The organism is Halomonas sp. KG2 (assembly GCA_030440445.1).
Classification (GTDB): domain Bacteria; phylum Pseudomonadota; class Gammaproteobacteria; order Pseudomonadales; family Halomonadaceae; genus Vreelandella.
This window is the reverse complement of record CP098528.1, coordinates 4,422,171-4,449,170: the sequence shown is the minus strand read 5'-3', so window position 1 is coordinate 4,449,170 and position 27,000 is coordinate 4,422,171. Positions and strand designations below refer to the sequence as shown.

The 27,000-nt window shown below is 51.7% G+C and carries 27 protein-coding genes; 22 read left to right on the top strand and 5 right to left on the bottom strand.

Annotated features, from left to right (window positions below; all coding sequences use genetic code 11):
• Window positions 1-25: 25 nt before the first annotated feature.
• Genes hemL through NDQ72_20310 form a run of 4 tightly spaced genes read right to left on the bottom strand, consistent with a single transcriptional unit; the run spans window position 26 to window position 4,396 of the window.
• Window positions 26-1,306, bottom strand: coding sequence for a glutamate-1-semialdehyde 2,1-aminomutase (gene hemL, locus NDQ72_20325; protein ID WKD28356.1), 1,281 nt, complete (start codon window positions 1,304-1,306; stop codon window positions 26-28).
• 36 nt (window positions 1,307-1,342) lie between these two features.
• Window positions 1,343-2,152 carry a hydroxymethylpyrimidine/phosphomethylpyrimidine kinase gene (locus NDQ72_20320; protein ID WKD28355.1) on the bottom strand — a complete coding sequence of 270 codons (810 nt, stop codon included), beginning with the start codon at window positions 2,150-2,152 and terminating at the stop codon, window positions 1,343-1,345.
• Window positions 2,152-2,583 carry a protoporphyrinogen oxidase HemJ gene (hemJ, locus tag NDQ72_20315; protein WKD28354.1) on the bottom strand — a complete coding sequence of 144 codons (432 nt, stop codon included), beginning with the start codon at window positions 2,581-2,583 and terminating at the stop codon, window positions 2,152-2,154. The genes NDQ72_20320 and hemJ overlap by 1 nt, the downstream gene beginning before the upstream one ends.
• Before the next feature lie 22 nt (window positions 2,584-2,605).
• Window positions 2,606-4,396 carry a chloride channel protein gene (locus NDQ72_20310; protein WKD28353.1) on the bottom strand — a complete coding sequence of 597 codons (1,791 nt, stop codon included), beginning with the start codon at window positions 4,394-4,396 and terminating at the stop codon, window positions 2,606-2,608.
• Between the two features lie 198 nt (window positions 4,397-4,594).
• Here NDQ72_20310 and argC point away from each other — a divergent pair, with 198 nt between their 5' ends.
• From argC to mgtE, 19 genes are all read left to right on the top strand, one after another.
• Window positions 4,595-5,629 carry an N-acetyl-gamma-glutamyl-phosphate reductase gene (gene argC, locus NDQ72_20305; GenBank protein WKD28352.1) on the top strand — a complete coding sequence of 345 codons (1,035 nt, stop codon included), beginning with the start codon at window positions 4,595-4,597 and terminating at the stop codon, window positions 5,627-5,629.
• 102 nt (window positions 5,630-5,731) lie between these two features.
• Entirely contained in the window at window positions 5,732-6,085 is a 354-nt protein-coding gene (gene erpA, locus NDQ72_20300) for an iron-sulfur cluster insertion protein ErpA (protein ID WKD28351.1), read from the top strand.
• 149 nt (window positions 6,086-6,234) lie between these two features.
• Entirely contained in the window at window positions 6,235-7,005 is a 771-nt protein-coding gene (locus NDQ72_20295; GenBank protein WKD28350.1) for a transporter substrate-binding domain-containing protein, read from the top strand.
• Window positions 7,006-7,103: 98 nt separating this feature from the next.
• A complete protein-coding gene (locus NDQ72_20290) occupies window positions 7,104-7,775 on the top strand; it encodes an amino acid ABC transporter permease (protein WKD28349.1) in 672 nt (223 codons plus the stop codon).
• Window positions 7,776-7,806: 31 nt separating this feature from the next.
• The gene (locus NDQ72_20285) at window positions 7,807-8,544 is read left to right on the top strand and encodes an amino acid ABC transporter ATP-binding protein (GenBank protein ID WKD30452.1); all 738 of its coding nucleotides are present in this window, start codon (window positions 7,807-7,809) and stop codon (window positions 8,542-8,544) included.
• Between the two features lie 565 nt (window positions 8,545-9,109).
• Window positions 9,110-11,014, top strand: coding sequence for a tRNA uridine-5-carboxymethylaminomethyl(34) synthesis enzyme MnmG (gene mnmG / locus NDQ72_20280; protein WKD28348.1), 1,905 nt, complete (start codon window positions 9,110-9,112; stop codon window positions 11,012-11,014).
• Entirely contained in the window at window positions 11,011-11,676 is a 666-nt protein-coding gene (gene rsmG, locus NDQ72_20275; protein ID WKD28347.1) for a 16S rRNA (guanine(527)-N(7))-methyltransferase RsmG, read from the top strand. The genes mnmG and rsmG overlap by 4 nt, the downstream gene beginning before the upstream one ends.
• Window positions 11,676-12,443 carry an AAA family ATPase gene (locus tag NDQ72_20270; GenBank protein ID WKD28346.1) on the top strand — a complete coding sequence of 256 codons (768 nt, stop codon included), beginning with the start codon at window positions 11,676-11,678 and terminating at the stop codon, window positions 12,441-12,443. Before rsmG ends, NDQ72_20270 begins: the two co-directional genes overlap by 1 nt.
• A 24-nt stretch (window positions 12,444-12,467) precedes the next feature.
• Complete coding sequence (locus NDQ72_20265; GenBank protein ID WKD28345.1) at window positions 12,468-13,400, top strand: ParB/RepB/Spo0J family partition protein; 933 nt, start codon at window positions 12,468-12,470, stop codon at window positions 13,398-13,400.
• Between the two features lie 297 nt (window positions 13,401-13,697).
• On the top strand, window positions 13,698-14,012 hold the full coding sequence (locus tag NDQ72_20260; protein ID WKD30451.1) for an ATP synthase subunit I: 315 nt from the start codon (window positions 13,698-13,700) through the stop codon (window positions 14,010-14,012).
• A gap of 12 nt (window positions 14,013-14,024) precedes the next feature.
• Window positions 14,025-14,852, top strand: a complete 828-nt coding sequence (gene atpB / locus NDQ72_20255) for a F0F1 ATP synthase subunit A (GenBank protein WKD28344.1) — start codon at window positions 14,025-14,027, stop codon at window positions 14,850-14,852.
• 80 nt (window positions 14,853-14,932) lie between these two features.
• Window positions 14,933-15,160, top strand: coding sequence for a F0F1 ATP synthase subunit C (gene atpE / locus NDQ72_20250; GenBank protein WKD28343.1), 228 nt, complete (start codon window positions 14,933-14,935; stop codon window positions 15,158-15,160).
• A gap of 78 nt (window positions 15,161-15,238) precedes the next feature.
• Complete coding sequence (locus tag NDQ72_20245) at window positions 15,239-15,709, top strand: F0F1 ATP synthase subunit B (GenBank protein WKD28342.1); 471 nt, start codon at window positions 15,239-15,241, stop codon at window positions 15,707-15,709.
• Window positions 15,710-15,720: 11 nt separating this feature from the next.
• Window positions 15,721-16,254, top strand: a complete 534-nt coding sequence (locus NDQ72_20240) for a F0F1 ATP synthase subunit delta (GenBank protein WKD28341.1) — start codon at window positions 15,721-15,723, stop codon at window positions 16,252-16,254.
• 16 nt (window positions 16,255-16,270) lie between these two features.
• On the top strand, window positions 16,271-17,815 hold the full coding sequence (gene atpA, locus NDQ72_20235) for a F0F1 ATP synthase subunit alpha (GenBank protein WKD28340.1): 1,545 nt from the start codon (window positions 16,271-16,273) through the stop codon (window positions 17,813-17,815).
• A gap of 65 nt (window positions 17,816-17,880) precedes the next feature.
• Window positions 17,881-18,768 carry a F0F1 ATP synthase subunit gamma gene (gene atpG / locus NDQ72_20230; GenBank protein WKD28339.1) on the top strand — a complete coding sequence of 296 codons (888 nt, stop codon included), beginning with the start codon at window positions 17,881-17,883 and terminating at the stop codon, window positions 18,766-18,768.
• 76 nt (window positions 18,769-18,844) lie between these two features.
• The gene (atpD, locus tag NDQ72_20225; protein WKD28338.1) at window positions 18,845-20,224 is read left to right on the top strand and encodes a F0F1 ATP synthase subunit beta; all 1,380 of its coding nucleotides are present in this window, start codon (window positions 18,845-18,847) and stop codon (window positions 20,222-20,224) included.
• Window positions 20,225-20,248: 24 nt separating this feature from the next.
• Entirely contained in the window at window positions 20,249-20,677 is a 429-nt protein-coding gene (locus tag NDQ72_20220; protein ID WKD28337.1) for a F0F1 ATP synthase subunit epsilon, read from the top strand.
• Window positions 20,678-20,832: 155 nt separating this feature from the next.
• Window positions 20,833-22,215 carry a magnesium transporter gene (mgtE, locus tag NDQ72_20215; GenBank protein ID WKD28336.1) on the top strand — a complete coding sequence of 461 codons (1,383 nt, stop codon included), beginning with the start codon at window positions 20,833-20,835 and terminating at the stop codon, window positions 22,213-22,215.
• An 11-nt stretch (window positions 22,216-22,226) separates the two neighbouring features.
• Here the strand turns inward: mgtE and NDQ72_20210 are convergent, their stop codons facing one another.
• Complete coding sequence (locus NDQ72_20210) at window positions 22,227-23,420, bottom strand: cation diffusion facilitator family transporter (GenBank protein WKD28335.1); 1,194 nt, start codon at window positions 23,418-23,420, stop codon at window positions 22,227-22,229.
• A gap of 199 nt (window positions 23,421-23,619) precedes the next feature.
• On the opposite strand from NDQ72_20210, the gene NDQ72_20205 reads away from it, so the two are divergent.
• The 3 genes from NDQ72_20205 to glmU all read left to right on the top strand — a co-directional run bounded on the left by NDQ72_20205 (window position 23,620) and on the right by glmU (window position 26,967).
• On the top strand, window positions 23,620-24,420 hold the full coding sequence (locus NDQ72_20205) for an undecaprenyl-diphosphate phosphatase (protein WKD28334.1): 801 nt from the start codon (window positions 23,620-23,622) through the stop codon (window positions 24,418-24,420).
• 62 nt (window positions 24,421-24,482) lie between these two features.
• Entirely contained in the window at window positions 24,483-25,583 is a 1,101-nt protein-coding gene (locus NDQ72_20200; GenBank protein ID WKD28333.1) for an FAD:protein FMN transferase, read from the top strand.
• A 19-nt stretch (window positions 25,584-25,602) separates the two neighbouring features.
• Window positions 25,603-26,967, top strand: a complete 1,365-nt coding sequence (gene glmU / locus NDQ72_20195; protein ID WKD28332.1) for a bifunctional UDP-N-acetylglucosamine diphosphorylase/glucosamine-1-phosphate N-acetyltransferase GlmU — start codon at window positions 25,603-25,605, stop codon at window positions 26,965-26,967.
• Window positions 26,968-27,000: the final 33 nt, after the last annotated feature.

The window sequence follows — 27,000 nt, the reverse complement described above, 5'->3', positions numbered from 1 at the left end:
AGTGTAGCAGGCGCTTTACTTGATGTTACATAACAGCAAAGGCTTTTTCTGCAGCATCCAACGTTAGCTGAATGTCTTCGGGCGTGTGGGCACTCGACATAAAGCCAGCTTCATAGGCCGAAGGTGCGAGATACACACCATGATCAAGCATGGCACCAAAGAAACGGCGGAAAGCATCAGGGTTGCAAGCAGTGGCTTGAGCGAAGTTATCCACACGGGATTGCGACGTAAAGAAAACGCCAAACATGCCACCTGCGGATTGGGTCATCATCGGTATGCGGGCAGCGTTGGCACGCTCTTGCAAACCGGTACACAACGTTTGTACCCGTTGAGTCAGCGCATCATGGAAACCAGGCACCTTTAGTTTGGTTAGCAGAGCAACCCCTGCAGCCATGGCCAGCGGGTTACCGGACAGCGTACCCGCTTGGTAAACCGGCCCCAGCGGCGAGATATTCTGCATAATTTCTTGTTTACCGCCAAACGCCCCAACGGGCATGCCGCCACCAACAATTTTACCTAGACAGGTAAGGTCGGGCGTTACACCGTAATGTGCCTGAGCGCCACCTAAGGCGACGCGAAAACCGGTCATGACTTCATCAAAAATCAAAATACTGCCGGATTCATTGCACACCCGGCGCAACGTTTCTAAGAAACCTGGCTGGGGAGGAATGCAGTTCATATTACCCGCGACCGGCTCCACGATAATGCAGGCAATTTGCTCTCCGATCTCTGCAAAGCACGCTTCCACCCCTTCAGGGTCGTTATAGGAAAGCGTGATGGTGTGCTCAGCAAGTGATGCGGGTACGCCTGGTGAGCTAGGTTCCCCGTGGGTTAACGCACCGGAGCCCGCTTTGACGAGCAATGAGTCGGAATGGCCGTGGTAGTTACCTTCAAACTTGACGATTTTGTCGCGTCCCGTTGTTCCGCGCGCAAGGCGAATGGCCGACATCGTCGCTTCGGTGCCCGAGCTGGTCATACGCACCATCTCCATGGAAGGAATCATTTCACAGATCAGATCAGCCATGGTGGTTTCGACAGCGGTCGGCGTACCAAAGGAGAGGCCGTTATCTAACCGTGCTCGCACGGCGGCCAGTACATCCTGATCGGCATGCCCAGTGATCATCGGGCCCCATGAGCCGATATAGTCTACGTAGCGGTTACCTTCCACATCGAATAAGTAGGCGCCCTGAGCACGTTCCATAAAAACAGGCGGGCGATGGAGGCCTTTAAAAGCACGAACAGGGGAGTTAACACCACCCGGAATGTGACGACTGGCTAGGTCAAACAGTTCTGCAGATGTGGTCATGGCATCCTCAACATTAATGGCTTACTGCCAATGAGATCAAAAGCGTACGGGGCGTGGCAAGCGTTTCGGTAAACACTGTCCGCTAGGGGGCTGATAACCATGAGACAAACTCTCCCAGGTAAAGTGCTGGGCTTGCTCACAGGCAGTTGGTAAGCGCTCACCAACGGCTAAACGAGCCGCAAGCGCTGAGGCTAATGTACAACCTGATCCGTGAAATACTTCAGGCAAACGTGGCCACTGCCATTGGCGCGTGGTGTCAGGAGAGTGCAGCGTGTGCACAACCTGTTGCGTATTACCCGGGAGTGGATTGTCGGTGGCGGTCACAAGGACGCCTTGGCAACCCTGCGCCAGCAACGCAACAGCGCGCGCCGTGTCATCCAAAGGGTCGGTTATCTCAGGCGTCAGTGCAGCAAGCTCAAACCGGTTGGGCGTTACTATATCCACAAGCGGTAGCAAACGATCTATATAAAGTTGCTGCAAGGCGGGTGTGGATAACTTAGCGCCGCCACCTGCTTTTAATACCGGATCTGCGACGACAGGGATTCCTGGAAAACGGCGGATAATTTGTTCCGCTGCACGCAGCGTCGCCTCATCCGCCAACAGCCCCAACTTAATAGCCGCAATTTGCATATCACCTAGCGCTTCCGCCATTTGCCGCATTGCAGCAGGATCTGCAGGCAGGGTGCGTATCACATTATGGCAATTTTGAACGGTCAGTGCGGTTGGAATGGTGACTGCCCAACCACCACAGGCAGCTATCGCTTCGCTATCAGCCACTAACCCAGCCCCCCCGGTGGGGTCATGGCCAGCTAGCACTAAAACAACGGGAGGAAGAGGTTGGCGCATCAAAAGGGCTTCACCACCGCCAGGATAATAATCGCGATTAACGCAATCACGGGCGCTTCGTTAAACCAGCGGAAAAACACATGGCTTTTGGTGCAGCGGGCTTGATCAAATTGCTTCAAATAAATTAAGCAAACATGATGATAGGCGATTAATAGTGCAACAAGCGTTAACTTAGCGTGCATCCACCCTTGGCTCAACCAATCGGGTACAAGATAAAGCATCCAGCCACCAAAGATCAGCACAATGATCATCGATGGCGTCATGATCCCACGGTACAACTTACGCTCCATGGTTTTAAAGTAAGTGATCGCTTGCTCATCGCCTGTGTCCCGCGCCATGGCGTGGTACACATACAGTCGCGGTAAATAAAATAGCGCAGCAAACCAGGTAACAACCGCCATCAAATGAATGGCCTTTACCCATAAATACATGGTCTCTCCTTAGGCGTTGGGCTCATTGCTGGGAATCAGCACCGCGGGGGTCAGTGTAGTGATAATAACGTTCGATAGCGCCACGCGTAATGATACCTGAAATTCGCTGCTGCTTTGGCCGATAACCATGCACGACATAGAGTGCGCCTAGCGCATTGTCCTGAAGTTTTAGAAACGCTTCCGATAGCGTTGCTTGTAATCCGATAGGTGCCATTTCAAGCCGCTGCCCAGGGATCTCAAGCAAATCAATGAACTCGTCTTCTGGTGGGGCTTCGTCTTGCAGCGCTTCATCATGCTCCAGTAACCAACGCGCAAGCTCAGCGGCTTTAAGCGCCAGCACTGGTTTTTCTGCACTGGAGCGCTCAATCACTAGCCACACAGGATTCGTTTCCAACAGACGCCGTGCCTGATCAGGCGTAATCATTCGATCTGTGCGTACTAAGTGGCGCTCCATTACCGCTGGCACCGATACCCGCGAAAGCGCCTGCATTAAAGGCTGCTGTAACGGATGTAAGCCGTAGCGCACCGAGCTAATAAAAAAGCCCTCGCAACCGGTAAGCTGACGAGATGTTAGGCAGGCAACCACCACAACGAGCATGCCAGGCAACATGATATGTGGCGAATGCGTTAGTTCAAGTAACGCCATTAAGGCGGCAAGCGGTGCTTGCAATACCGCGCCCATCATTGCCGCCATGCCCAGCATGGCATAAATGCCAGGGTCTGCCGCTTTATCTGGCCATACCCAACCGCCCAGCATTCCCCCTAGAGCACCGATGGCAGCACCGACCACTAGCACGGGGCCAATAATGCCGATTGGTACACCACCTGCCACGGTAATGGCAGTAATCAATAACTTCGCGATCATCAATGCCAACAACACAGTAATCGCCAACTGATTATTCAACATAGCCGCAACGCTGTCGTAACCAATGCCTTGCACTTCAGGAAACCACCACGCAACAGCGCCCGTTATCACCCCAACAGCACCTAACCTAAGCCATAGCGGCCACTGCTGTAGGTACTGACTGCGCGAAATATGAATAAATAAGCCCGCCAGCAGGCCGATCACCAAACCAATAATAACCACCCAAGGCACGTTCATTAGCGAGCCAAGGGCAACTTCAGGAATGCGAAACGCCGGTTCATTGCCATACACCAATTGAGCGACCAATGCCCCCATGGTAGAGGCGAGTATCACCGGCATAAAGCTCATCAGGGTGTATTCCATCATCACCACTTCCATGGCGAAAATCACCCCTGCGATTGGCGTATTAAATGATGCTGATATACCTGCCGCCGTACCGCAAGCAACCAACACCCGTAAACTGTTATTGGGCAAGCGAAGCTTGAGACCTAAGCCGCTGGAGGCCGCTGCGCCCAGATGAATGGCAGGGCCTTCACGTCCTGCTGAGAGGCCACCCAGCACAGACACAACGCCCACCCACCACTGGTTAAGCCAGTTGCGCATAGGGAAACGTCCCTGGTGATAGGTGAGACGCTCAATCACATGGCCAACACCTAACTTACGGGCGGCAGCCTTTTGCCGATAGAGCATTGTGCCAATCAACGTCACGGCAATCATCGGCAACAGTGCACGAAGCCATGGTGCGAGTCCTTCAAAGGCCTCAGGATTGCCCTCAGGCATATAAAGGGCAGCACCTACCTCTAGCAATAAGCGAAAAGCCACCATCACCGCGCCTGTGATCACCCCAGACACTAACCCCAGCACACACAGCTGAGGCAGGGCATCAACATTCGCCAACTGGCGACGAAAACTTTCCAAGGTGAAATCTGACCGGGAAAAACGTGCCACAACGTCCGTCCTTGCGCCTATTATTCGCTTTTACGCATCATGTTCGCGTTAGTGAACATATGCCTGTTTCCCTATAGCGCTCTTACGCGCCTGCTCTCTTGTGTATCATAGCTAGCTACAGTTCAACAGCCTGAGGTATCTCATTAGGCTGTTAATTATTGTTGGGTCTGACTGTGCGTAATGCGCAAGGAGTGGTTTGTGATTAAGGTTGGCATTGTAGGCGGTACCGGCTATACCGGCGTTGAGCTGTTACGGTTACTTGCCCAGCATCCTCAGGTAAGCGTAGAAGCCATTACCTCGCGCTCGGAAGCAGGTGTGAAGGTATGCGACATGTATCCCAACCTGCGCGGCCACTATGACGCCCTCACGTTTAGCGAGCCAGACGCCAAGGCACTGGGTGCACTGGATGCGGTGTTCTTTGCAACACCCCACGGGGTCGCCCATGCACTAGCAGGCGAACTGCTCGACAATGGCACGCGAGTAATCGACTTATCTGCGGATTTCCGGCTGCGCGACGCCGCCGAATGGAGCCAGTGGTACGACCAGCCCCATGGCGCCCCGGAACTGCTAAAAGAAGCGGTGTATGGCCTACCAGAAATGCATCGTGAGAAAATCAAAAACGCTCGCTTAATTGCCGTACCAGGATGCTACCCAACGGCTGCTCAACTCGGCTATCTGCCACTTTTGGAAGCTGGTTTGATTGACCCAGGCCAGTTAATCGCTGACTGCAAATCAGGCGTTACCGGCGCAGGCCGTGGTGCCAAAGTTGCCTCGCTGCTAGCCGAGGCCAGCGAATCGATGAAAGCCTACGGTGCGTCTGGACATCGCCATTTGCCTGAAATTCGTCAAGGCTTAAGCGATATGCAGCCAAACGCCGTAGGGCTTACCTTTGTGCCGCACTTAACGCCGATGATCCGCGGCATTCATGCCACGCTCTATAGTACGCTGACTGAAGAGCCAGGCGATTTACAGGCGCTCTTTGAGCAGCGTTACGCCCACGAGCCGTTTGTTGACGTCATGCCTGCAGGCAGTCATCCGGAAACTCGCAGCGTCAAAGGCAACAATACCTGCCGTATCGCTGTTCACCGTCCTGGTAATGGCAATACCGTAGTCGTACTTTCGGTAATTGATAACCTCGTTAAAGGCGCATCAGGCCAAGCGATTCAAAACCTTAACCTCATGTTTGGCTTTGACGAAAATATGGGCCTCAACGCCCCAGCGTTGATGCCTTAAGGCACGACTAATTCCCAGCAATAGTTGACCATTTTGCTGGGAATTACCCATAATCACACTCCGATGCCGATTATTCGTTCTTAAAGCTCGCGGGAGGTACCCATGAGCGGTGCAGAAGCTTTTGTTCCAACGCCTCTACTCTTGTCTGATAGTGCTCGGAAACGCATCCAAGCACTCATAGCAGAAGAGGCTAACCCTGCGCTGAAACTCCGCGTTTATGTCACCGGTGGTGGCTGCTCGGGGTTCCAGTATGGGTTTGATTTTGCTGAAAACGTGGCCGAAGACGACACGTTAATTGAATTTGGCGATGCGATCCTCGTCGTCGATCCTCTCTCCTACCAATACTTGGTGGGTTCAACCATTGACTATGAAGAAGGGTTAGCAGGTGCCCGTTTTCGTGTTCAAAACCCCAACGCTACGACCACCTGCGGCTGTGGAGCTTCCTTCATGGTCTAACCAACGTTGGTAACAACCCCCTCCCCGTGACTTGACGCCTTGGTGGTTTCTCGCCAAGGTTAAAAGGTCAATAACGGTTGCAGACGGAATTTATAAGAGTAAATCTTCTTTAAATCGCGTCGCTAACCAAATAAAACACGGGGAAACGAATGAATTACCTACTAAAAAAATCTGTCATTGCTACCGCCCTTGCACTGGGCTTAGGCAGTACCACTGTCGCGTTTGCACAAACACCTACTGTCAATGTGGCCACTGACCCAAGCTTTGTCCCGTTTGAAATGATGGATCCAGAAACCGGTGAAATGATCGGTTTCGACATGGATATCATCAACGCAGTCGCCGAACGTGCAGGCTTTGACGTTAACCTCACCACGATGGAGTTCTCTGGCATCATTCCCGCCGTCCAAACCGGCAGCCAGGAAATCGCCCTTGCAGGCATCACCATTACAGATGAGCGTGCCGAAGTTGTCGACTTCTCCGCTCCCTACTATGACTCAGGTCTGCAAATTATCGTACGTGCCGACAACGAAGAGGTCTCTTCGCTTGAGGACCTTGCGGGTCTCACCGTTGCCACCAAAATCGGCTCTACCAGCTACGACTTCCTTCAACAGGAACTCGGTGAAGATGCCGACATTACTCCCTATCCAGGCACCGCCGATATGTACATGGCGCTGTTAGGGCGCAACGTGGATGCCGTGCTGTACGACGCCCCTAACGTTGCCTACTTCTCACAAACCCGTGGCGAAGGCCGTACCAAAGTGGTTGGCCCGCTGTATGAAGGCCAGCAGTACGGTATCGTTTTCCATAAAGGCAGCGAGTGGGTAGAGCCTACCAACGAAGCACTTGCCTCCATGCGTGAAGACGGCACCTATGATGAAATCTACACAAAGTGGTTCGGTGAAGCCCCCAGCGCTGAATAACATCGCTGTTCGCTATCACTAACGAGCACTTTTCATCTCAGGGCCGGGCGGCTATACCCCCGGCCCTGTGTCGTTGTTTATTTTTCTGGAGATAACGCGTGGACGTTAACTTTCAGTTTGATTGGTCGGCCGCATTTGGGTCGATCCCCTATCTGTTACCAGGTATTCCTTGGACACTGCTTATATCGTTCGGCGGCCTAGCGATCGGCTTCTTTATTGGCATATTCTTTGGTTTATTGCGCATTAGCCCAGTACGTTGGCTGCGCTGGCCAGCAGTTTTATACGTCGAAGTGTTTCGCGGCACGCCTATTTTAGTGCAGGTTCTGTTTATCTTTTATGGCTTACCCCAATTGCTGGGAGGCCCGATCAACGCACTCGTTGCTGGCATTGCCGCGATCGCCATTAATTCAGGGGCTTATATCTCTGAAATTGTGCGAGGCGGCGTGCAGTCTATCGAACGTGGCCAGCGAGAAGCGTCACTTTCGCTAGGCTTGTCTCGAACTCAAGCTTTTCGCTACGTAATTTGGCCCCAAGCCCTACGGCGCATGATTCCTCCACTGGGTAACCAGGGCATCATCAGTATCAAAGATACCTCGCTATTTTCTGTTATCGGGGTCGGTGAATTAGTCCGCCAAGGGCAAATTTATATTGCCACTACCTTTACCGCACTTGAGGTCTATTTCATGGTGGCGCTGATGTACCTTGCCATCACCTGGACTCTCTCTTTGATTCTGCGCCAAATTGAGCGCAGAGGCCTCGCAGGACAATAAGGAACGTGCAATGACCTCTACCCAATCGCCAATTGTGCGTATGCAGCAGCTCAATAAGCATTTTGGCAGCCTGCACGTACTCAATAATGTTGATCTTGAAATTGTGCCTGGTGAAGTCGTCGTTATCATCGGTGCCAGTGGCTCTGGTAAATCAACGCTCATCCGCTGTATCAACGGCTTAGAAGAGTTTCAAGCCGGCTCTCTTGATGTTGATGGCAACCAATTACTGCCCAACGGTAAAAGCAGTAAAGCGCTGCAAACTATCCGTACTGAAGTCGGCATGGTGTTTCAGCAGTTCAACCTTTTTCCCCACTTGAGCGTGCGCGACAACGTTACTCTTGCCCCCATGAAAGTGCGGGGGTGGAGCCGCCAAGATGCCGAAGATACCGCTGAACGACTGTTAGAGCGCGTTGGTATCGCCGACCAAGCAGATAAGTACCCAAGCCAGCTCTCGGGTGGGCAGCAGCAACGTGTAGCGTTAGCCCGGGCGTTAGCCATGGAACCCCGCCTGATGCTGTTTGACGAGCCTACATCAGCGCTTGATCCTGAAATGATTGGTGAAGTGCTGGATGCCATGCGTGAACTTGCCAAAGAAGGCATGACCATGGTGATAGTGACCCATGAAATGGGCTTTGCCCGTGAAGTGGCAGATCGCGTTATTTTTATCCATAAAGGCGAAATTGCCGAGCAAGGTCCTCCCGAGCAACTGTTCGATACGCCACAACATGAGCGAACACAATCCTTCCTTGCACGTGTTTTGAAGCATTAATGTCGGAATTAATCTGACTTTTTTGCCCATTTTTGCCCCATAAAATGGCCTGTCACCGCGACAGGCCATTTTTTTTGCCTGTGGATACTATTTTTTACACGCTGCATCATATTGCTCTACGACACCTACCATGAGCGCTAATCAAGTCTTTTTAAGCTACCAATCGCACTTGTTCACAGGTGCGGTAACAAACTCGGTATGGGCCGGTGGATAACCCGTTGTCTGTCATGCCTGTGTGTAAGTCGCACTTTCATCCACAGGAGTGGCACCGCTTCTACGCAGCTACTCCTCCGTTTAATCATGTAAAAGCTAACAATTTAAGCAACTGAAATATATTAGCTTATTCGGGTTATCAACAAATTTTGTCCACACCAGTAGTTACAACATCAACAGAACTTCTCTTATATATTTTTATTTTGTAATTAATAATAGATGAATGCTTAGCTTGGGGTGTGGAAAAACCTGACGGTTACCCACAGGAGGTTTATACTGGCGGGCTTACTCAATTAGTGAACCAATACTGACTCACATCATCCGTGCCAAACGGCGCAAGACGAGGTGCCTCTTGAACTATCCCGACCGCTTTGACGTGATTGTCATCGGCGGTGGCCATGCGGGAACTGAAGCCGCATTGGCCTCTGCTCGTATGGGTTGTCAAACCCTATTGCTAACCCACAACATCGAAACGCTCGGCCAAATGTCGTGCAATCCAGCGATTGGTGGGATTGGCAAAAGCCACCTGGTAAAAGAAATTGATGCACTCGGTGGTGCAATGGGGCTAGCCACGGACTTAGGCGGCATCCAGTTTCGGGTATTGAACGCTCGTAAAGGTCCAGCCGTTCGAGCAACACGTGCTCAAGCAGACCGAATTCGCTACAAAGCTGCTATTCGGGGAATGCTGGAAAACCAGCCGAACTTAACCATTTTTCAGCAAGCCGCTGGCGATCTGATTGTGGATAACAACACTGTTCGAGGTGTTGTGACCGAAACAGGCATCCGCTTTCATGCGGAGTCCGTTGTGCTGTCGACCGGCACCTTTTTGGGTGGCGTTATCCACATTGGGTTAGATCAAAGCCGCGGTGGCCGCGCCGGTGACCCGCCGTCCAACGCGCTAGCAGAGCGCTTACGCGCACTACCGTTTCGTGTTGATCGACTAAAAACCGGAACGCCTCCACGAATTGATGCCAAAACGGTTGACTTCACATCGTTGGAAGAACAGCCAGGTGACACACCAACGCCGGTCATGTCGTACCTCGGTTCACGGGAGATGCATCCACAACAGGTGAGTTGCCACATAGCGCACACCAATGAGCGCACCCATGAAATCATCATGGCGAATCTTGATCGCTCGCCTATGTATTCCGGTGTGATCGAAGGCGTTGGTCCGCGATACTGCCCATCGATTGAAGACAAAGTTCACCGCTTTGCCGACAAATCAAGCCATCAGGTATTTATCGAGCCTGAAGGCTTGGATACCCATGAGCTCTATCCCAACGGAATCTCGACGTCGTTGCCTTTTGATGTTCAGCTACAAGTGGTCCGCTCCATTAAAGGCTTAGAAAACGCTCATATCACACGGCCTGGCTATGCTATTGAGTACGACTTTTTTGATCCCCGGGATTTAAAACACTCCCTGGAAACTAAATTTATCCACAACCTGTTTTTCGCCGGACAAATCAACGGTACTACCGGTTACGAAGAGGCTGGAGCTCAAGGGTTGTTGGCAGGTTTGAATGCCGCTCGCCGCGCCAAACAGTTAGAGGCCTGGCATCCTCGCCGCGACGAAGCTTATCTCGGTGTGTTGGTAGATGACCTGATTACTATGGGCACCAAAGAGCCCTACCGCATGTTTACCTCGCGTGCGGAATACCGCCTGCTGCTACGCGAAGACAATGCTGATCTGCGTTTAACGGAAAAAGGGCGTGAGCTTGGGTTAGTCGATGACAAACGTTGGTCAGCGTTTAGCCAAAAACGCGAAGCCATCGAGCGTGAAACAACACGCTTAGCTACTGTCTGGGTGCAGCCCAATACACCAGCCGCCGCGAAAATTGCTGAAAAAACCGGTAGACCGCTTCCTCGAGAATACTGTTTAAGTGACTTGTTAAAGCGCCCAGAGCTTAGCTATGCAGATATTACATCGCTACCTGGCATTGAAAGCGGCGATGTCGACGATGAAGCGGTTGCCGAGCAAGTACAAATTCAAGCGAAATACCAGGGTTATATCGACCGTCAACAGGATGAGATCGATAAGCTCAAGCGCCATGAAGCAACACCGCTGCCAGCCGAGCTGGATTATCAACGGGTAGAAGGTCTATCCAACGAGATCCGCCAAAAGCTTAGTGAAACGCGTCCAGAAACCCTGGCGCAAGCCGCTAGGATTTCCGGCGTGACCCCTGCGGCGGTCTCTATTTTGCTAATACATTTGAAAAAACGTCGCTTAGTCAGTACTAGCGAGGTCGTTAACGGATGAGTCGATTAACGCCGTTGATCAACAGTTTGCCTGAAACCGTTGCCCCCCGATTGGAAGAAGGATTAGCAACATTAGGAGCCACTGTCACCCCCCAACAGCGCGAACAACTACTTGGTTTGCTCGCTCTGTTGCACAAGTGGAATCAGGCTTATAACCTCACCGCTGTACGCGATGTTGAAGAGATGGTGTCACGGCACGTGCTGGATAGTGCTGCTGTCGCACCTTATGTTCATGGGCCACAGATACTTGATGTAGGCGCTGGCCCCGGTTTGCCCGGCCTTGTGCTTGCTATCATGAAGCCTGAACTGCAGGTAACGCTACTCGATAGCAATGGCAAAAAAGTTCGCTTTCAACGTCAAGCAGTGATGGAGTTAGCGTTGACCAACGTCACGCCAACCCAAGCGCGTGTCGAGCAATTCAATGGCCAGACGTTTGATCAAGTGATTTCCCGAGCCTTTGCCAGCTTGGTAGACTTTATCTCGCTAACCCGAGCACTACCGGCAGCTCATGGGCAGTGGCTTGCTATGAAAGGCCCAGGCGCTGATGATGAACTGCGGGAGTTGCCCGCCTATGTTGAGCTCCAGGCGCGTCACCTACTGCGTGTACCCTTCGAGACGGCCGAGCGGCAGCTGTTGATTCTGACCCCAAAAGGAGTTGAGTAGTGAGCCAGATCATTGCCCTGACCAACCAAAAAGGCGGTGTGGGCAAGTCCACTTCAGCCGTTAATCTCGCCGCCAGTTTGGCAGCACTTGATCGTCGTATCTTGCTGGTAGACTTAGACCCGCAAGGGCATGCCAGCATGGGCAGTGGCATCGATAAGTACGAGCTTGAAAAAAGCGTACTTGATGTGTTGCTGGGAGAAACAACCGCAAGCGATGCCATCGTTCGCGATTTACCCGTGAAATACGACGTCCTACCAGGTAATGGCGACTTAACAGCCGCGGAAGTAGAGCTGCTCGATAGTGATCAGCGGCAAAGTCGTTTGTCGTTAGCACTGCAGACGGTGGCAGATGACTATGATGTCGTCCTCATTGACTGCCCGCCGTCGCTGAATATGCTTACCGTGAATGCGTTGACAGCCGCCAATGGTGTGCTTATTCCATTGCAGTGTGAATTTTACGCATTGGAAGGGCTATCAGCGCTGCTGGATACTGTTGAGCAGATTAAACAGAGCGTTAATCCTGATCTAGCCGTTTCTGGCATTCTGCGTACTATGTACGACAAGCGCACCAGTTTGACGCGTGAAGTCGACAAACAGCTGAGAGATTTTTTTGGCGATGCGCTGTTAAAAACAACCATTCCGCGCAATGTGAAGGTTGCTGAAGCACCAAGCCATGGCTTACCTGTTACTCAATACGCGCGTTTTTCGCGAGGTAGTCAGGCTTATCGTGTGCTAGCAAAAGAGATGATCCGGCGGCTATCGCTGTAACGTAAAAAGTACGAGGGGAAGCGAATGACGCGTAAACGCGCGCTAGGACGTGGCCTGGATGCCCTGATTGGTGCGGGCGCCCGTCGTCGTGACAGTTTAGATCTTACCGGTGGCGTGACGCTGGATAGTGCAGACACGTCACTGTTGCCTGCAGCACCAACGGAAGAAGCGGCGGCTGAACGGCTAGAACGGTTACCTCTTGGCCAACTTACCCGTGGTAAATATCAGCCGCGTCGGGATATTCAGCCAGAAGCATTGGAAGAGCTTGCCGATTCCATTCGTGCACAAGGGGTAATGCAACCTATTGTGGTTCGCCCAGTGGGTGAAAACCGCTATGAAATTATCGCGGGTGAACGCCGCTGGCGTGCTGCACAGTTGGCTGAATTAGATGTTATTCCCGCCGTTATTCGCGATGTTAGCGATGAAGTAGCGCTTGCCCTGGCGCTGATTGAAAACATCCAGCGCGAAAACCTTAATGCCATTGAGGAAGCACTTGCCTTAAAGCGCCTTGGCGATGAATTTGAACTTACTCAGCAGCAAATTGCTGATGCAGTTGGTAAATCACGTACTCAAGTCGCTAATTTATTGCGCTTGTTAGCGTTAGACCCTGAAGTGCAAACGCTGCTGGAGCGCGGCGATTTAGATATGGGCCATGCGCGAGCCCTGCTGTCGCTTAACAGTACCCAGCAACGCCAAATTGCCCATGAAGTGGTTAATAATGATTTGACCGTTCGTGACACAGAAGCGTTGGTTAAAAAAGTCCAAGCTAACCAGACGCCTGCCCAGACACCGCCGCGTACTGCCAAAACACCGGATGTTGCACGTCTTGAAACACATTTGGGGGAATTGCTTGGCGCGCCCGTCTCCATTGATCACGGGCAAAAAGGGAAGGGGAAAGTAACGATTCGTTATACCAGCCTTGAAGAGCTCGATGGGATTCTGGGGCATATTAAATAGCAGGCTTACTAAATAGACGCTTATTTTAACCCTTTGGTCGCAAGTCGGCACTGAATCGCGCGAAATCGGCGCAACTTCGGTTGAAGGTATGATAGCGCTTCCCTATAATCGCGCAAGATTTGTGCAGGTGGCTGATGATTTATTGAGCAACAAGTTGTAAGCGTGACTCATTTATTGTGCTGGGGAATCATGTGCTGAAGATCTATCTGAAGAATTATGCAGCGACTTGAGACCCAACGGCGAAAAGCTTACTTCTTCAGGCTGACAGCAATTCAGCTGCTAATGACGTTAGTCGGTATGCTATTGGCTTTCCCTGTTGCTCATATGGCAGGCGTATTGTCGGTAGCTACAGGAGCATTAGTGGCGCTGTTGCCGCACATTTTTTTTATACAGCGAATGGGAATTTTTCGAACAAGGCATCGCGCTCCGCGCGCAATGGACCTATTTCGCGCCGAAGCAGGCAAGTTTGGTTTGACGGTGGCACTTTTTTCATTGGTGTTTGTTGTAGTGCCCCCCTCAAACCCCGCTTTCTTTTTTTGCGCTTATGTTGCGATTGTTCTGACGCATTGGTTAGCACCATGGCTAATGCTTGGGAATCGCACAACTAATTGAGGTGACATGTCTATGGCCGCAGGAAACGAAGTCTCAACGACTTACTATATCCAGCACCACTTGCAGAACCTAACCTTTGGCAAGCATCCAGAAAATGGTTGGTCGCTGGCACATTCGGCGGAAGAAGCCAGCGAGATGGGCTTTTGGGCTATCCATCTGGATACCATGGGCTGGTCCATTGCCATGGGCTTGTTGTTTATCTGGCTTTTCCGTAAAGCGGGTAAAATGGCAACCACTGGCGTGCCAGGCGGACTGCAAAATGCCGTAGAGATGGTGTTTGAATTTGTTGAAGATATGATCAAAGGGGCTTTTAAAGGGCATAACCCGATTATTGCGCCGCTTGCATTAACGTTGTTCGTGTGGATTCTATTCATGAACACGCTGAAAATTATCCCGGTCGACTATTTCCCCGTGTTGTTCAGTAAATTGGGCGTCGACTACATGAAGATTGTGCCGACTACCGATGTTAATGCCACATTGGGGCTAGCGCTGGGTGTTTTCGGTCTGATTCTTTACTACAGCTTCAAGGTGAAAGGCGTTGGAGGCTTTGCCAAAGAGCTTTCATTGACACCCTTCAACCATTGGGCCTTGATTCCATTCAATTTGCTGCTTGAAATCGTTGCCCTACTTGTTAAACCGTTCAGCTTGGCGATGCGTCTTTTCGGCAACATGTTTGCCGGTGAAGTTATTTTTATCTTGATTGCTATGCTGCCGTTCTGGGCGATCTGGGTACTCGACGTGCCGTGGGCGATTTTCCACATCTTGATTGTCGTTCTTCAGGCATTCATTTTTACCGTATTGTCAGTAGTGTATTTAAGCGCTGCGCACGAGCATCACTAAGACGTGCTGCTTGTTAGAGATTAACCCTTAACATCAACCCTCAACCTTGACCTTTAACTTGAAAAACTAGGAGCATTACCATGGAACTAATCTACATTGCTGCCTCCATCATGATCGGCTTAGGCGCTTTGGGCACCGGTATCGGTTTCGCTATCCTCGGTGGCAAACTGATCGAATCTACGGCTCGTCAGCCGGAGCTTGGTGACCAACTTCAAACCAAAACCTTCCTAATGGCTGGTCTGCTGGATGCTGTACCGATGATCGGTGTTGGTATCGCGATGTACCTGATCTTCGTTGTTGCCGGTTAATGACAGCTTAGCCGGGCGGCAGTCCCGCTCGGTTTTGTTTCACTCCGGTCGCCACGAACTTGTCAGAGGTACATCCCTGTGAATATCAACATGACGCTTATCGGGCAGACGATCGCCTTCGCGATCTTTGTCTGGTTTTGCATAAAGTATGTGTGGCCTCCGATCAGCAACGCGCTTCACGAGCGTCAAAAGAAAATTGCTGATGGCTTAGACGCAGCCAGCCGTGCTACTCGCGATCTTGAGCTTGCTCAAGAACGTGCTGAGCAAACGCTGCGTGAAAGCAAGGAGCAGGCTTCTCAAATCCTCGAGCAAGCCAATAAGCGCTCTGCTCAAATGGTTGAAGAAGCACGCGAACAGGCCCGCGCCGAAGGCGAACGCCTCATGGTTAGTGCACGTTCTGAAATTGAGCAAGAAGTTAATCGTGCAAAAGACGAGCTTCGTGCCCAAGTTTCTCATCTTGCCATTATTGGTGCCGAGCGTGTGCTAGAAGCTTCGGTCGACGAGAAAGCACATCGCAAGTTACTTGATGAGCTTGCTGCTGAACTGTAAGGAGGTGACCCATGGCGGAATTACTTACCGTCGCTCGTCCTTACGCTAAGGCGGCGTTTGAATACGCGCGTGATCATAAGGCGCTTGATAGCTGGACCCAAGCGCTTGGTTTTTTAAGCGCTGCGGTAGCTGACAGCGATCTACGTCGTCTGTTGGGTAGTCCAAAACTTGAAAACGACAAAAAGGTAGCGCTGCTTTCGGATATGTTGCCCGAAAAGCAGGAAGACCTGTCGCGGTTTTTGGATACCCTGGCTGACCAAGGTCGTTTGTTAGCACTGCCCTTCATTGCTGAACAGTTCGAGTACTTACGTGCCGAACATGAACAGCGTGTTGATGTGACGGTGACGTCAGCTTATAAGCTGACTGCCGCACAGCAGACCAAGCTAGCGAACGCGCTTAAGAAACGTCTGAATCGCGAAATCTCCATTACTACTCAAGTGGACAAGACGCTTATTGGTGGTGTCATCCTACGTGCCGGCGATACCGTTATTGACGGTTCGGTACGTGGTCGATTGAACCGCCTTTCCGAAGCGCTGACCGCTTGAGTCTGAGGGACATGGCATGCAGCAACTGAATCCTTCCGAGATCAGCGACATCATCAAGCAGCGAATTGAGAAGCTTGACGTCGCATCCGAAGCCCGTAATCAGGGCACCATTGTCAGCGTTTCCGACGGTATCGTGAAAATTCACGGCCTCGAAGACGCGATGTTTGGTGAAATGATTGAATTCCCTAACAGCATTTTTGGCATGGTACTGAACCTGGAGCGTGACTCCGTTGGTGCCGTTGTCTTGGGTGACTACCTGCAACTTCAAGAAGGCATGACCGCTCAGTGTACGGGTCGTATCCTAGAAGTGCCGGTAGGCCCTGAGCTGGTAGGTCGTGTGGTCGATGCGTTGGGTAATGCCATCGACGGCAAAGGCGATATCAACGCCAAAATGACTGATGCGGTAGAAAAAGTAGCGCCTGGCGTTATTACCCGTCAGTCCGTTGACGAGCCGATCCAAACAGGTTTGAAGTCCATCGACGCCATGGTGCCAATCGGTCGTGGTCAGCGTGAGCTGATCATCGGTGACCGTCAGATTGGTAAGTCTGCCATTGCGATCGATGCGATCATCAACCAGAAAGGCAAAGGCGTTACTTGTGTTTACGTGGCGATTGGTCAGAAGCAGTCGACCATTGCTAACGTGGTACGCAAGTTAGAAGAACACGGCGCGCTGGAACACACCATTGTTGTCGCTGCTGGCGCTGCTGATCCGGCACCGATGCAGTTCTTGGCCGCTTATTCTGGTTGCACCATGGGTGAGTACTTCCGTGACCGTGGTGAAGACGCACTGATCGTTTATGATGATCTTTCCAAGCAGGCTGTGGCTTACCGTCAGGTATCACTACTGCTGCGTCGTCCGCCGGGTCGTGAGGCCTATCCTGGTGACGTTTTCTATCTCCACTCACGTCTGCTAGAGCGCGCTGCGCGCGTTAATGCTGATTACGTTGAGAAGTTTACTAACGGTGAAGTAAAAGGCAAAACCGGTTCTTTGACCGCACTGCCGATTATCGAAACCCAAGGTGGAGACGTTTCTGCGTTCGTTCCGACCAACGTTATCTCGATCACCGATGGTCAGATTTTCTTGGAAACCAACCTGTTTAACTCCGGTATTCGTCCGGCGATTAACGCAGGTCTATCGGTTTCTCGTGTTGGTGGTGCTGCGCAGACCAAAATTATCAAGAAGCTGGGTGGCGGTGTTCGTCTGGCCTTGGCTCAGTACCGTGAGCTAGCGGCGTTCTCGCAGTTTGCTTCTGATCTTGATGAAGCGACCCGTAAGCAGCTTGAGCATGGTCAACGCGTTACCGAACTGATGAAGCAAAAGCAGTACTCGCCGATGTCAGTGGCGGAAATGGCGCTGTCTCTGTACGCCGCTAACGAAGGTCACCTGGATGATGTGAGCGTCGATAAAGTGTTGGACTTCGAACGTGCTCTGCACGATTACATGAAGTCTGAGCACAACGATCTGCTCGATAAGATCAACCAGACCGGCGACTACAACGGCGAGATTCAGGACGGCTTGAAGTCAGGTCTCGAGAAGTTCAAGGCGACTCAGAGCTGGTAATGTCCGGCCCGCCTGCGGGCGGGCTTGCATGCTTTCTGAGAGCCACGAACGAAGGGTAGATCGCTATGGCAGCTGCAAAAGAGATACGCACCCAGATCGGGAGCATTAAAAATACGCAGAAGATTACCAGCGCCATGGAAATGGTGGCTGCATCTAAAATGCGTAAAGCACAAGATCTGATGAAGGCTGGCCAGCCGTATGCCAAGCAGATTCGTAATGTGGTAGGCCACATTGCTGACGCAAACCCCGAATACAAGCACGACTACATGGTCGAGCGGAGTGAGGTGAAGCGCGTTGGTTACATTGTGGTATCTACTGACCGCGGTCTGTGTGGTGGCTTAAACGTCAACCTGTTTAAGGCAGTGGTGAAAGATGCCGTTGTCTGGAAACAGCAAGACGCTGAGCTAGACTTCTGCGCCCTCGGCTCTAAAGCCGGCGCCTTTTTCCGCAACTATGGAGGCAACCTGGTTGCTGCCAAGAGCGGATTAGGAGAGTCGCCGACTGTCGAAGGACTGATCGGTAGTATAAAGGTCATGTTAGAAGCGTACGACGCAGGACGTATTGACCGCTTGTTTGTGGTGTATAACGAATTTGTTAACACCATGACGCAGCGGCCCGTCGTACGTCAGCTTCTTCCGTTGTCGTCCGATATGGGCGAAGACGCGAAGCATGACGAAGAAAACGCCCGTCCCGGAAGCTGGGACTACCTGTATGAACCGGATGCCAAGGCGTTGCTAGACAGCCTGTTGGTTCGATTCATCGAATCACAGGTGTATCAGGCGGTAGTCGAAAATGGTGCGTGCGAACAGGCCGCCCGAATGATCGCTATGAAGAGTGCCACTGATAACGCGGGCAACCTGATCGACGATCTGGAGATGGTATACAACAAGGCCCGTCAGGCCGCCATCACCCAGGAAATTTCTGAGATCGTCGGCGGCGCTTCTGCCGTATAACGCCTAGGGAGCTAGCTATCGCAAAGGTAGCTCCCGGCAGACAGGTTTCATTTGCAGGTTTTTGAGAGGAACCAAGATGAGCGGACGTATCGTACAAATCATCGGCGCGGTGATTGACGTAGAGTTTCCGCGGGACTCTGTGCCCAAGGTCTACGACGCGCTGAAGGTCTCTAATGCTGAGACCATCCTCGAAGTCCAGCAACAGCTGGGCGACGGCGTGGTGCGCACCATTGCCATGGGCTCTACTGAGGGCTTGAAACGTGGCTTGGACGTGACCGACACAGGTACCGCGATTTCCGTACCCGTTGGTAAGGAAACGCTAGGTCGCATCATGAACGTGCTCGGTGAGCCGATTGATGAAGCTGGCCCGATTGGCGAGCAAGAACGCATGCCAATCCACCGTAAAGCACCAAGCTACGCTGACCAAGCAGCTTCCAATGAGCTGTTGGAAACCGGTATCAAGGTTATCGACCTCGTTTGCCCGTTCGCTAAGGGCGGTAAAGTGGGTCTATTCGGCGGTGCGGGTGTTGGTAAAACCGTTAACATGATGGAGCTTATCCGCAACATCGCCACCGAGCACAGCGGCTACTCTGTATTCGCCGGTGTAGGTGAGCGTACGCGTGAGGGTAACGACTTCTATCACGAAATGACTGAGTCCAACGTTATCGACAAGGTATCGCTGGTTTACGGTCAGATGAATGAGCCGCCCGGCAACCGTCTGCGTGTTGCGCTGACCGGCCTAACCATCGCTGAGAAATTCCGTGATGAAGGCCGCGACGTTCTGCTGTTCGTCGATAACATCTATCGTTACACCCTGGCCGGTACTGAAGTATCTGCTCTGTTGGGTCGTATGCCCTCTGCGGTAGGTTACCAGCCGACGCTGGCTGAAGAGATGGGCGTTCTGCAAGAGCGTATCACCTCTACTAAAACGGGCTCTATCACGTCTGTGCAGGCTGTTTACGTACCTGCGGATGACTTGACTGACCCATCGCCGGCGACGACCTTCTCGCACTTGGACGCCACCGTTGTATTGGCACGTTCAATTGCAGAGCTTGGTATTTATCCTGCGATTGACCCGCTGGACTCTACGTCGCGTCAGCTAGATCCGCTGGTCGTTGGCGAAGAGCACTACAATGTAGCACGTGGTGTACAGAACGTTCTGCAGCGTTACAAAGAGCTGAAGGATATCATCGCGATTTTGGGTATGGATGAGTTATCTGATGAAGATAAGTTGGCTGTATCTCGTGCGCGTAAAATCCAGCGCTTCCTGTCGCAGCCGTTCTTCGTCGCTGAGGTATTCACTGGTTCGCCCGGTAAGTATGTTTCTTTGAAAGATACGATTCGTGGCTTCCAGGGCATCCTCGCGGGCGAGTACGACAACCTGCCGGAACAGGCCTTCTACATGGTAGGCTCCATCGACGAAGCTGTCGAAAAAGCCAACCAGATGAAGAAGTAATCCCGTCCATTAGGGGGATTCGCTATGGCGAATAGCTTCACTTGCAATATCGTCAGCGCTGAAGATTCCATCTTCTCAGGTACTGTCGAGATGGTGGTAGCTGCAGGGATTATGGGTGACCTCGGCATTTTGCCGGGGCACACCCCGCTGCTGACCGAGCTTCAACCGGGCCCGGTTCGCGTGATCCACGATGGTGGCAAGGAAGAGCACTTCTTTGTCACGGGTGGCTTTATGGAAGTACAGCCCACCACTGTTACGATCCTGGCAGATGCAGCGACGCGTGCTAGTGACCTCGACGAGGCCGCTGCTGAAGAAGCGCGTCAGCAGGCGTTGAAAGCCTTTAATGAAAAGTCATCGGAGCTGGATTATACCCGTGCTGCCGCTGAACTTGCCGAAGCCGTTGCACAGCTGCGAACGATTCAGCAGCTGCGCAAAAAGGCGGGTAAAGGCTAAGACACGCGCTAGCGTGCATAAAGCGCTCCTTGAACCCGAAAGGGTTTAAGGAGCGTTTTTTTTGTCTGGTACTATGAGAAAACGCATTCAGCATAGGGATGCTCGTCTGTAACACTTCACCTGCACAATGTGCGTCTGCACAAAGGGAGATAGCGATGTCATTGAACGATGAAGCCTTGCAGGAATTAAAAACCGAACTGCTCGACGAGCTGGCCAAGGAAGCGCCTAGTAAATCAGTACTATCTTTGCGTTTGGCCGAAACTCGCTCGGCGGATATCGGTGAAGTGCTTGAGGAGATGATTGAAGACGATGAGGAGTTGCCTGCGGCACTCTGTCTGTTGGATATTCTGTCTGCCGAGCGCGCTGCCAATGTCCTGGGTTACTTACCAGGAGAAAGCCAGCTTGAGGTAGTCGGTAAGCTGTCGGATACCCAGGTACTTAAGCTTCTTGAGGAGATGGGCTCCGATGAACGGGCGGATTTATTTAATCTCTTAGATGAGGACCGTCGAGAAGCGCTGTTACGCCGTATGGCTCACCAAGAGCGAGAAGATCTTAAACGCTTAGCAAGCTACGAAGAAGGTACGGCTGGCGCGATCATGACCTCTGACTATGTTGCCATAGCCAGTGGCATGACGGTGTCACAAGCCATGATGCGGGTTCGCCAAACGGCCCCAGATGCGGAAACGGTGTATCAGCTTTATGTACTCGACAGTAGTGGCCAGCTAATCGGGACTATGTCGCTGCGCCAACTGATGGTGGCTCGCCCTGGGGCGTTAGTTGATGACATTATGATTAAAGATGTTATCAGTACACCGGTCGATGAAGAGCAAGAAGAGGTGGCGCGCATTGTGGCTCGCTATGACCTGCTGGCGTTGCCTGTGTTGGATGCTGATGGCCGTATGGTCGGCATCGTCACCCACGATGACGCCATGGACGTTGCCGAATCTGAAGCTACAGAAGATATCCACAAGGGGATGTCTATCGGCCAGTTAGAGGATGGTGTTAGCCGTGTTCCGCTGTGGAGCCTTTACCGCAAGCGTGTTACTTGGCTGGTACTGCTGGTATTTGCCAATCTTTTTTCAGGCGCTGGCATTGCTTACTTTGAGGACACGATCGCAGCCCAAGTTGCGCTGGTTTTTTTCCTGCCGTTGCTGATTGGTAGTGGAGGTAACGCTGGGGCTCAGGCAGCTACGCTGATGGTACGCGGCATGGCGACTGGCGATATTGGTGTGAAAGACTGGAGTAAGATGCTAGGCCGTGAACTGCTGGTCGCTGGCTCACTGGGCATCACCATGGCAATTGCAGTAGCACCTATCGGGATTTTTCGTGGCGGTGAAGCAGTTGCCATCATCGTGGCGTTAAGCATGGTGACCATTGTTCTGTTTGGTAGCATGATCGGCATGTGCCTACCGTTTGTACTAGAGCGCTTTAAGGTCGACCCTGCCACTGCTTCAGCCCCGTTGGTAACAACGTTAATTGATGCCTCTGGGGTACTGATTTACTTCACCATTGCCACCGCCATATTAGCAAACGTATAGCTTGTTTTTATTTAACGCATGGCACTGCTGGCTGCGCGGGTAATAAACATAACTTCTACGTGGCCCAGCCACTCAATATCGCTGGCGAGCGCCTTTAGTTGGCTGGCTAAGCACTGGGGAGGCTGGTGTACGGAATCGCCAATAATCAGCGATACCGACACTTTATCGTCCAAATAGTGGAGTTGCAGCTCGGTTAACGTGCGCCAGACAGGATGCATATACCAGCGCTCATTCAGCGCTGCTTCTACTTCGGGCCGCAGTGGAAGGCCGGGGAGACGGCTGGGATCGCCTTCTCCGGCATCATCTTCGGGGTCAATGTGAAAGATCACATCGGTGAGCAACGGAAACTCATGCCGTAAACGTCGACTTACTTCGTTGCCGATTTCATGGGCTTCAGACACGGTGATTTTTGGCCCGACCACCACATGTAAATCGACCATGACCCAACCTGCAGACTGGCGGGTGCGTAAGTCATGAACGCTGTCGACTCCTGGAACGCTTTGAGCAACGTCATGCATTTGCCGTTGAACGCTTTCAGGCAGTGCGGTATCGACTAATTCTCTGGCTGACTCCCAAAGTAAGTCCCAACCTACTTTGCCAACTAATAAGCCAACAATGATGGCGGCGACGGCATCTAGCCAGCCTAAACCAAACTGCGCGCCAATTAATGCAACCAATACCACTGCGGTGGAGAGTGCATCGCTGCGGGAATGCCAAGCGTTTGCTTCTAATAGCTTAGATTTAACGCGTTTAGCAACGCGCATGGTATAGCGAAAAATCCACTCTTTACTGAACAAAGCGATGATTGTAATGACAATGGCCACCATGCCAGGGGCACTGACTTCGGTACCACTAAACAAACGATCAAGGCTAGACCAGGCGATACCACCCGCCACAAAGATCAGTACGCTACCCAGCAGTAGCGTCGTTAGGGTTTCGATACGGCCATGACCATAATGGTGATCATCGTCGGGTTCCTGGCGGCCGTAGTGAATAGCGGCTAGCACAAAACCGTCGGTCACAAGATCTGAGAGTGAATGGATACCATCGGCAATCAGCGCCGCCGAGCCCACCCAAAAGCCGACCACGACTTTAACAATGCTCAACAAGCCATCCAGCCAGGCGCCAATATAGGTAACACGCTTGGCTTCTCGGCTATCTAGCTCATGCTTGGGAACCACTGGCGATTCTACGGTCTGAGTCATGAGGGACCTTGCTGGGGCACATACTTCCAATAGATGTCTATTGTAGCGCACAGTGCCTTAGCGCTATACCTTCTTGTGAATTTGCTCGTATGCTGGATGCGGACAATGAATTAAGGGATGTGTATCCTTAGCGCCATTGCGAGCGCATGAATGTCACAAAGCACCTAAATATCATTAATAGTTAAGCACGGGATAACCCATGGATTGGTTACAGGTAGTTGTGTTAGCGGTAGTTCAGGGGCTCACAGAATTTTTACCTATATCGAGTTCGGCTCACCTTATATTGGTACCTGTTTTGACTGCCTGGGAAGATCAGGGCCTTGCCTTTGATGTGGCGCTGCATCTTGGCAGTTTAAGCGCTGTGGTGATCTATTTTCGGCATGAAATTGGCAGAATGATCGCTAGCAGCTTGGCCGCACTTCGCGGCCAAGCGGTTAATGATGATGCCATGTTGGCGTTTTGGGTCGTTATTGCCACCTTGCCAGTGTGTATTATCGGGTTTTTGCTTCACGATGTGATCTCAGGTTACATGCGCTCTACGCTGATCATTGGTGCCAGTTTGATTGTTTTTGGTCTGCTACTTGGTTACGCAGACTGGAAAAAACGCGGCACGCGTAGCGAATACCAGATGACGTTAAAAGATGTGCTCATCATCGGCGGCGCTCAAGTATTGGCACTCATTCCAGGTACCTCGCGCTCAGGCATCACTATTACAGCGGCATTAATGGTGGGGATGAGTCGAGAGGGCGCAGCACGGTTTTCATTTCTACTGTCAATTCCTGTCATTGTGCTGGCGGGTGGTCTTGAGGCAATCAACTTACTGAAAGACCCTCAGCTTATCGATATACCGGCCATGTTAGTAGGTACTTTACTCTCGGGCATAAGCGCCTATGTGTGTATCCACTACTTCCTGGTTGTGATTAAAAAGCTGGGCATGCAGCCATTTGTAGTATATCGGGTGCTGTTTGGGGCTTGGTTGCTATGGTTTTTCCACTTCTAGTTGTTTCAGTGGTAGAGGTTTTTCATTGTTAACCCAGTGCGTTTTATTCAAGGAAAAATAAAATGAAGATTAATTCTCGGTGGTTAAAATGTTCGGGATTACTGCTCATTGCTGCTGGGGCATTAATGGGGTGTTCAGAGAATGATCGGCCTTTAGATACCCCTGTTCGCTTTGAAGGCGGTATTTTTGGGACGTTTTATCAAGTCACCATTGCGGACCCGCTAACCCAAGGCGAGGCGAATGCATTGGAAGAAGGTTTCCTAGCGGAGCTCAACGACGTTGATCAAGCGATGTCGACTTACCGCGATGACGCCGAGCTTGTGGTGTTTAATGATGCTCCCCTTAATGAATGGCAACCGCTGTCTAACGAGTTAATTGAAGTGCTTGCGATTAGCCACTCGGTATCAGAAGCAAGCAACGGCGCGTTTGATATTACCGTTGGCGATGTGGTCAATTTATGGAGTTTTGGCCCTGAAGCACGCCCTGAAGAGGTGCCTTCAGACGCGGAGCTTAGCGAACGCATGGCCACAATTGGCTACGATGCAGTTGAAATCGATACTCAGCTTATGCAGGCGCGACGCTCCCGCGATGTATTTGCTGATTTGTCGGGTGTGGCTAAGGGGCATGGCACTGACCGTGTTGGGGCATATCTGGATCAACAGGGGATTGAAAACTACCTCGTCAATATTGGTGGCGAATTAATTGCCCGTGGATACCGTGACTTAGAAGAACAAAGCCCTTGGCGTGTCGGGATTGAGGTACCACATAACGGCGTGCCAGAAGCACAGCATGTAATTCCTCTTGAAAATATGTCGGTTGCAACATCGGGGGATTATCGCAACTATTTTGAAGTCGATGGTGAGCGTTTCTCCCACACTATCGATCCTCGCACCGGTCGGCCGGTTAAGCATCAGTTAGCGTCTGTGTCGGTTTTTCACCCCTCTAATGCATGGGCCGATGCGTGGTCCACGGCTATCTCAGTCGCAGGTAGCGAAGAAGGGATGCAGATGGCAATTGAGAATAACCTCAATGTATTGATGTTAGTGAAAGAGAATGATCATTGGCGAAGCGTGGCCAGTCCCGCCTTCGTGGAATACTTCGATGAAGCGCTTATAGATGAACTGGGCATTGAAGCCTTGGAAGCTCCCGCCGCCAACCGCTAAACCGTTACAGGTGACTAAAATGCAAGACCTTGATGTCGTTATCCTTGCCGCTGGAAAAGGCACACGTATGCGCTCACAAACACCCAAAGTGCTGCATACGCTGGCAGGCAAATCGATGGTGCAACATGTGTTAGATACTGCCAATGGTCTTACGCCTACTCGCACGCATGTCGTGATTGGCCACGGTGCTGACCAACTACGCGAAGCGCTAGCAGAGAGCAATGTAACGTTTGCGGTTCAGGAAGAGCAAAAAGGTACTGGCCATGCGGTTGCCCAAGCGCAGTCTCAATTAGGTAATGGGAACGTGTTGGTTCTGTATGGTGATGTTCCTATGATCCGCCGTGAATCACTGATGGAACTTCTCAGCCACGTTGATGAGCAGCACATGGGGCTGCTAACCGTTACGTTGGAAGATCCGTCTGGTTACGGACGTATTGTGCGCAATGATGACGGTGAGGCAGTGGCTATTATTGAGCAAAAAGATGCCAGTGCCGACCAGCTTGCCATTACCGAATGCAATACCGGCATCATGGCGATGACCAGTGCTCAGCTTAAACGGTGGCTACCACAGCTTTCTGCCGAAAATGCCCAGGGCGAGTACTACTTGACTGATGTGATTGCGATGGCGGCAAATGAAGGCATCAAAGTGTGTACTGCCCAGCCAGCCAGTGCAGTAGAAGTTGAAGGCGTGAATAACCGTTCACAAATGGCTCGTTTAGAGCGCGCCTATCAACTGCAGCAAGCTGAGACGTTAATGGCCCAAGGCGTTGCATTGGCCGACCCAGAAAGAATTGATATACGCGGTAAGCTCACCTGTGGTCATGATGTGTTTATCGACGTGGGCTGCGTGTTTGAAGGTGACGTAGAGCTGGGTGAAGGGGTGCGGGTTGGACCTTACTGTGTGATTAAAAACAGCACGATTGGCGCTGAAAGCGTTATCGACAGCCATAGTGTGATCGACACAACCGTCGCTGCTGGTTTGAACCAAGTTGGCCCCTTTGCACGGCTACGCCCTGGCACACGCCTAGCAGTCAAAGCCAAGGTAGGAAACTTTGTTGAAACCAAGAATGCTGATGTTGGTGAAGGAAGTAAAATCAATCACTTAAGCTATGTTGGTGATGCCCATTTAGGTCGTGATGTGAATGTTGGTGCAGGCACCATTACGTGTAATTATGACGGTGTAAATAAACACCGCACCGAGATTGGTGATAACGCCTTTATTGGTTCCAACAGCGCCTTAGTGGCCCCCGTCACGGTGGGTAAGGGAGCGACTATTGGTGCGGGCTCAACCATTTGCAAAGATGTAGCGGAGCATGCATTGGCGGTTACTCGCAGCAAGCAACTAGAAAAAGCAGGGTGGCCGCGCCCCGTTAAAAAAAGCTAACTAGGTTAGTTTCTAACTGAATTGTGAGCTTCT